The following is a 6,975-nucleotide window of genomic DNA, read 5'->3' on the forward strand; positions in this document are numbered from 1 at the left end:
GGTGAGGGTTAAAGGTCGATTCAGCGTTCCCTTTGACGGAAAGACCTGTTACAAAAAATAAGTTGTCTGAGGAAGAAAAAAAAGAAATTATCGAGGTTGTCAAACAAGAAGAATTTGCCGATCTCCCTCCAACACAAATTGTCCCAAAGCTTGCGGATAAAGGAACGTATATTGCGTCAGAATCTACATTTTACCGTGTTTTACGTGAAGGAAAGATGCAACACCACCGTGGCCGTAGCCAAAAGCCAACACAGGGAAGCAAGGGGACGGTTCTCATGCTTCCTAAAGAGCGATGATTATAAGCTCACTGGAACTATAGAAGATTTGCCGGGAGCTTTTTCGTATGGTATGACTAGAATAATTATTAGGTGAACAGTTGAGATAAACGAATGATTCCCTAGCTTAGGAAATATAATTATGGTTACATTATAAAATTACTAATTATATGAGAGGTTAGTAAGGTACCACTTATGTAAAATAGGTATTTATCTACTAGATATTGAGTTAATTAGAATGGGCTGGAATATATGATAACTAAATTTAATACTATAAAAAAAAGCAGGTTTATTAAAAACGTCTTAATGGTTATGAGTGGAACCGCTTTGGCGCAAATTATTACATTCTCTCTTATGCCAATCATTACGCGATTATATGGACCTGAATCTATTGGGGTATTAGGAACGTTTACTGCAGTTGTAGCGATTCTTGGTCCGATAGCTGCATTAACATACCCAATTGCGATTGTCCTCCCAAAAAGTGATAGAAAATCTAGATCCATAGTTAAATTCTCGCTGTTGTTAACCTTAGTAGTCGGATTAATAATAACAGTAATTTTATTACTGGCAGCTGAAAAGGTAGTTAATTTATTTAGGCTAGATGTTATATCTAGCTTTATTTATTTATTGCCTTTATTTGTTCTAGTAACAGGTCTTTCTCAAGTAATGGAACAGTGGCTTATTCGAACAAAGAGTTTTAAAGTCACAGCAAAGACTGCTGTATTGCAATCAATTTTTATGAATGGATTGAAAGTGGGAGGTGGGTTAGTTTATCCATTATCAGCTACATTGGTCATAATTCAGACAGCAGGTGTTCTTTTTAGAGCTTCTCTGATGTTTTTTATGTCTGATAAATCTATTGTAAATAGATCCGAAAAACATACTATTGAAGACCTTAAAGAAGTTGCGAGGGAGAATCAGGATTTCCCTAAATATCGTGCACCACAAGTTTTTATTAATGCAGTGTCACAAGGCCTTCCGGTTTTATTATTTGCAAGCTTCTTTGGTCCAGCCGTAGCGGGCTTCTATGCATTAGGAAAACAAGCGTTAAATACACCATCTCAACTAATAGGTAAAGCGGTGCAGAATGTGTTCTATCCTAAAGTAAATGAATTAGCAAATACTAAAAGGAGAATTACTCCAATAATAATAAAGGCAGTATCAGGCTTACTTATTATAGGAATTGTCCCATTTGGCGTTATTATTCTGTTCGGTCCTATGATATTCAGTTTCGTATTTGGAAACGAGTGGATTATCGCCGGTGAATATGCAAGATGGATTGCCATTGTTGCGTTATCTATGCTTATAACTAGACCTATTATTGTAGCAATCCCTGTGTTAAGTATTCAAAGGCAATTTCTATTGGTGGAGATCGTAGGTACTGCTGTAAAAACTGGTGCGATATTAACAGGTGTATTTTTCTTTAACGAAGCTATCTTTGCTGTGGCTTTGTTTTCAATTGCTTCTGTATTAATGTATCTATACTTAATAATTCTAACTCTATTTGTAAGTAGACGATTTGATCAATTTAATAAATCTTCTGGTACACTGGATATTGGATAGTAAATCATAGACATAAGAGGGAAACGCGGGAACAATATAACAAACTCTAGAAGCAGGGGGACGGTTCTCATGCTTCCAAATTAAGTTGAGACCACTCAAATTTATCGATAGCTTAGAAGGTAAACGTCCCTGATTTTCTAGGAACGTTTTTTTATTCTATCCATAAATTAAAAACAATCTACTACACATTAAATAAATCAAATACCAGGAGGACCCCTAATGTACAAAATAGCAGTAGCCGGTACAGGCTACGTCGGCCTAGTCGCTGGCGTATGTTTCGCCGAAGTCGGCCATCAAGTAACTTGTGTTGATATCGAGAAGCAGGGGGACGGTTCTCATGCTTCCAAATTAAGTTGAGGCATCACTCAAATTTATCGATAGCTTAGCAGAAGCATGGGGACGGTTCTCATGCTTCCAAATTGAGTTGAGGCATCACCCAAATTTGTAGATAGCTTAGAAGGTAAACGTCCGATTTTCTAGGAACGTTTTTTTATTCTATCCATAAATTAAAAACAATCTACTACACATTAAATAAATCAAATACCAGGAGGACCTCTCATTTACAAAATAGCAGTAGCCGGCACAGGTACATCGGCCTAGTCGCAGGCGTATGTTTCGCTGAAGTCTGGAAGCACGGGGACGGATCTCATGATTCCATTAAAAACTAAGAAACTGATCATTGCTATAGAATTTCAATTCAAATAGAGTAAAAAGAATTAATAAACCTAAATACAACGTACTTAATTCAGTAGGAACGTTTTTTTGTTATACCAGTAAATCTCAACTTATTTGAAGAAAAGTTTCCTAACAAAGGAAAAAAGTTGTTGCTACATGCTTCTTAGATTTCGTTATAAAATGATATGAGCAGGAAGTCAAACAGTCTAAAATTCTTAGGCTGTTTTAATTTATATAAAAACTTATGAGTGAATAGATATTAAAAGAGTTATAGGTTGAGAATCAAAGAAATCAATATATAAACTAAAGAGTAAAGGCAGGAGAAACTATGTACAAAATTGCAGTAGCAGGAACAGGTTATGTTGGCTTAGTCGCAGGTGTATGTTTTGCTGAAGTAGGTCATCAAGTAACCTGTGTGGACATTGACGAGGATAAAGTAAATCTTATGAAATCTGGTGTCTCGCCAATATACGAAGCAGATCTACAAGAGTTAATGCAAAAGAATTATGCAGCTGGAAGAATTGACTACACGACTGATTATCAATCAGCCTATAAAGATGCCGATGCCATATTTATTGGTGTTGGAACTCCAGAACAGCCAGACGGTTCTGCTAACCTTTCCTATATTGCAACGGTAGCTAGACAAATTGCTGAATCTGTAGAAAAGGACTGTTTAGTTGTAGTTAAGTCTACAGTTCCTGTTGGAACAAATGACAAAGTAGAGCAGTTTATTCAAGATTTTTTAGTTCATGATGTGAAAGTTGAAGTAGCATCTAACCCAGAGTTTCTAGCACAAGGTTCAGCCGTACACGATACGTTATATGCGGAGAGAGTCATTATCGGGACTGAGAGTGAATGGGCGGAAGACATCCTTATGGGGTTATACGAGCCATTCCATTTACCAGTTGTTGCTGTTAACAGAAGATCAGCAGAGATGATTAAGTATGCTTCAAATGATTTCCTTGCTCTTAAAATCTCATACATGAATGATATTGCTAATCTTTGTGAATTAGTGGGTGCGGATATTCAAGATGTGGCCAAAGGCATGAGCTATGATGAGCGTATTGGAAGTAAGTTTTTAAATGCGGGAATTGGCTATGGCGGCTCTTGTTTCCCTAAGGATACAAAAGCATTGGAGAATTTAGCTAAACAGAACGGATATGAGCTTAAAACAGTTAAAGCCGCTATTGATGTAAATAATGGTCAAAAAACAAAGTTATACAAAAAAGCTAGCAAACGACTTATTACGTTTAATGGTCTCAAAGTAGCTGTATTAGGGTTAACTTTCAAACCTGGAACAGATGACTTACGAGAAGCAGCTTCTCTTGAGAATGTTCCATTATTATTAGAGCAAGGTGCAGATATTTATGCGTATGATCCAGTTGGTGCTGAGAACTTTGCAAAAGTGCATCCGGCAGGGGAGAATGGTAAAGGCCACATAACTTATGTAAGCAATGTAGAGGAAGCATTAGAAGGGGCGAATGTCTGCTTTATCTTTACGGAGTGGGGAGAAGTGAAAGCCGTTCTACCTGAGGCTTATAAGACATTGATGCGAACACCTTTAGTTTATGACGGTAGAAATATTTATAGTGTTGATGAGATGAAAGCAGCAGGGGTAGAGTATCATTCAATAGGACGAGCACCTGCCGATAGAGTAAGTGTTAAGGAGTCGAAGAATGTTGAATTACAAACAGTTAAATCCTAATAAAGTCTACTTAATTACAGGTGCAGGAGGTTTTATTGGTTATTTTCTATCAAAGAAATTGCTTGAGCAGGGTTGTACAGTCATTGGTGTAGATAATATTAATGATTATTATGATGTGAACTTGAAACATACTCGCTTAGATCAATTGAAGCCATTTGAGAAGTTCACTTTCATTAAAGGCGATCTTGCTGATAAAGCCTTAATTACAGAGATCTTTGAAGAAAAGAAGCCTAATGTTGTAGTGAATTTAGCAGCCCAAGCTGGAGTGCGTTACTCAATCGAAAATCCAGATGTGTATATTCAAAGCAATATCATTGGTTTCTTTAATATCCTCGAGGCTTGTAGATATTACCCAGTTGAGCACTTGGTCTATGCATCATCGAGTTCTGTTTATGGAGCGAATAAAAAAGTTCCATTTGAAGAAACAGATTTTGTTGATACTCCAGTATCTCTTTATGCTTCAACGAAGAAATCAAATGAGTTAATGGCTCATACGTATAGTCATCTTTATAACATACCTGCAACCGGGCTTCGTTTCTTTACGGTATACGGGCCGATGGGAAGACCGGATATGGCTTATTTTGGTTTTACAGATAAGTATTTTGCGGGAGAGTCGATTAAGATCTTTAATAATGGCGATTTTGAGAATGACTTATATCGCGATTTTACTTATATTGATGACATTGTGTTAGGGATTGAGAGATTGATTAGTCATCCACCTGCCGGTGAGGGGGTTCCTCATAAAGTCTTCAATATTGGTAACAACAACCCAGAAAAGTTAATGACGTTTATTGGGACGTTGGAGAAGTGTTTGAGTAAGACGCTGGGGAAACAGGTTGAGTTTAAGAAAGATTTCGAACCGATTAAGCCAGGTGATGTGCCAGCTACGTATGCATCAACAGACGCGCTGCAGAAGGCTGTGGGGTTTAAGCCAGAGACTTCGATTGAGGATGGGTTGCAGGAGTTTGTGGATTGGTATGTGGGGTATTATGGGGTGGAGTGATTAGAAGAATCCCGCTGAGTGGAAGCTTGGTGGGGTTTTTGGATTTTGTACCTGTGCTTTGCGATGCCAAAAGTAAACACTATCAAATTCAATTCAGATTTATCCTAAGGAACTAGGGGTAATACATGGGGTGGGAAATGAAACTGAGTCTAAAAAATGTCATATTAGCAACAATTAGTCTTTTCATTCTTTATTATCTGCTTAAATTTTTACTTTTCATCATAGAAAGCGTATTTGAAGGGATAGTTGCAATATTTACAAGTGGTTTTATTTATTTAATTGTAGTAGGATTCTTAGTATTTAAATATAGAAGGAAAATAAAATCGTTATTAGGTTCATTGAAACTGGAGCCATTATTAATTCGAAAAGATAATAAGGATGTTAAATGCGCAAATAAGCAAGATCATGGGGGTACTATTCCTTTTAATAAGTTGCAAGATAGTAAGCAAACATTCAGTCATAGAGAAGAAGCTGCTGCTACTGCAAAAAAAGATCCAGTAGAAGAAAAAACAGCGTTAAAAGAAGAAAGAAGCAATTTAAAAAATGAGAAAGTGCGAAAAGTTGAAGCAACATTACAAAAAGTAGGAGAAAGTATAAAACAAGAAAATGACTTTATCACTTTTGTAAAAGGAACAACACCTGAAGAGGTTAAGAAGTTAGTGAATAAAACATATACTGAATTTAGTACAAAGTATAAAAATGAAGTTGGGTTTGGAGAATCAGGTTCAATAGAGTTTGTTGGTTCTCTCCTTCTAATGAATTATGATAATTCTACAAAGAGGGATATAGAAAAAGGGATAGAGAGTGTATTTAAAAATATGTGGAGTCCATTAGATTTTAGTGATTATATGGATGATGTCGTTAAAAAAAGTAAAGTTCCTTATTCAATGTGGAGTGAAGGATACAGGTACTTGCAAAATCACCATATTTGGATTGAAAAACATGATTGTGCTAAAGAGGCAAATAGAGTTAATAAGGATGTAGAAAATTTAGCGGAGAATCTTCTCACTTTGGATTATACATCGGATGGGATGTTAGATTTTATTGATGCTTCAGAAAAAAATAATTACATATGTCTAAACTTTATTAATGAAAAAGACTATTTTTTAGGTAAGTCGGCTTTAGAACCATTGTTTATACAAATGGTTAGAAATTTCCGATTAGAATATAAGAATGGTTCATTTATTGATAACCAATATTGGTATCATTATTTTGAAGTGTTATCAGATATAATGATGAATTTATCAGTGTGCGAAGTAAATCTTGGAAATATTGATTCTTGTATAAATCACGCATCTTTATCGGTTAAAATATCGGCTAATTTAAACACTACCAAATTAGAAAAAGCAGGGGAGTTAATTTTATACGCCCTTACTCATAATGGTGATGCACTATCAGTTCATCCTCAAGAAACCCTGAAACAACAAATTCCCCCCAATTTAATTAACAAAGCGGAATTGCTTTATGAAACAATTATCATTGGTTGATTTTCGTATATTGAAAATTGGGATAAAATGGTCTTGTTGTCAGGCACCACAAAGACTTATCGGTAAGATTTTTTCCACCGTTTAAAAGATTTCTCCCTTTAGTATAAATAGATAGACATCTAAAAAATTTATTAAGTTTTTGGGAAGCATGGGGACGGTTCTCGTGCTTCCAAAATAACTGACACCTTTGTTAAACACCAACAGTTTGGCAATCATCGCACGGTATTCATGAGAAAAATACTTCGGTCCTCTAAGTAAGCATAAGAA

At 35.9% G+C, this 6,975-nt stretch carries 5 protein-coding genes and 2 pseudogenes; 6 read left to right on the forward strand and 1 reads right to left on the reverse strand.

The features are described from left to right. Nucleotides 1-14 precede the first annotated feature (14 nt). From JCM9140_RS21165 to JCM9140_RS21185, 6 genes and pseudogenes are all read left to right on the forward strand, one after another. Nucleotides 15-251: pseudogene (locus JCM9140_RS21165) on the forward strand (IS3 family transposase); the annotation flags it as partial. A gap of 276 nt (nucleotides 252-527) precedes the next feature. Then, the gene (locus JCM9140_RS21170; RefSeq protein ID WP_034751405.1) at nucleotides 528-1,838 is read left to right on the forward strand and encodes a lipopolysaccharide biosynthesis protein; all 1,311 of its coding nucleotides are present in this window, start codon (nucleotides 528-530) and stop codon (nucleotides 1,836-1,838) included. A 219-nt stretch (nucleotides 1,839-2,057) separates the two neighbouring features. Continuing rightward, nucleotides 2,058-2,162 (forward strand): annotated as a pseudogene (locus tag JCM9140_RS23400) (NAD-binding protein); the annotation flags it as partial. 679 nt (nucleotides 2,163-2,841) lie between these two features. Next, the gene (locus JCM9140_RS21175) at nucleotides 2,842-4,218 is read left to right on the forward strand and encodes a UDP-glucose dehydrogenase family protein (RefSeq protein ID WP_034751408.1); all 1,377 of its coding nucleotides are present in this window, start codon (nucleotides 2,842-2,844) and stop codon (nucleotides 4,216-4,218) included. Further along, entirely contained in the window at nucleotides 4,193-5,221 is a 1,029-nt protein-coding gene (locus JCM9140_RS21180) for a GDP-mannose 4,6-dehydratase (protein WP_034751414.1), read from the forward strand. The genes JCM9140_RS21175 and JCM9140_RS21180 overlap by 26 nt, the downstream gene beginning before the upstream one ends. Nucleotides 5,222-5,346: 125 nt before the next feature. Beyond that, entirely contained in the window at nucleotides 5,347-6,708 is a 1,362-nt protein-coding gene (locus tag JCM9140_RS21185) for a hypothetical protein (protein WP_034751411.1), read from the forward strand. 81 nt (nucleotides 6,709-6,789) lie between these two features. On the opposite strand, the gene JCM9140_RS24240 is transcribed toward JCM9140_RS21185, so the two are convergent. Further along, the coding region (locus JCM9140_RS24240; RefSeq protein WP_206777501.1) for a hypothetical protein at nucleotides 6,790-6,975 on the reverse strand (186 nt) is incomplete at its 5' end.

The organism is Halalkalibacter wakoensis JCM 9140 (genome assembly GCF_000513095.1).
In the GTDB taxonomy this organism is placed as follows: Bacteria; Bacillota; Bacilli; order Bacillales; family Bacillaceae_D; genus Halalkalibacter; species Halalkalibacter wakoensis.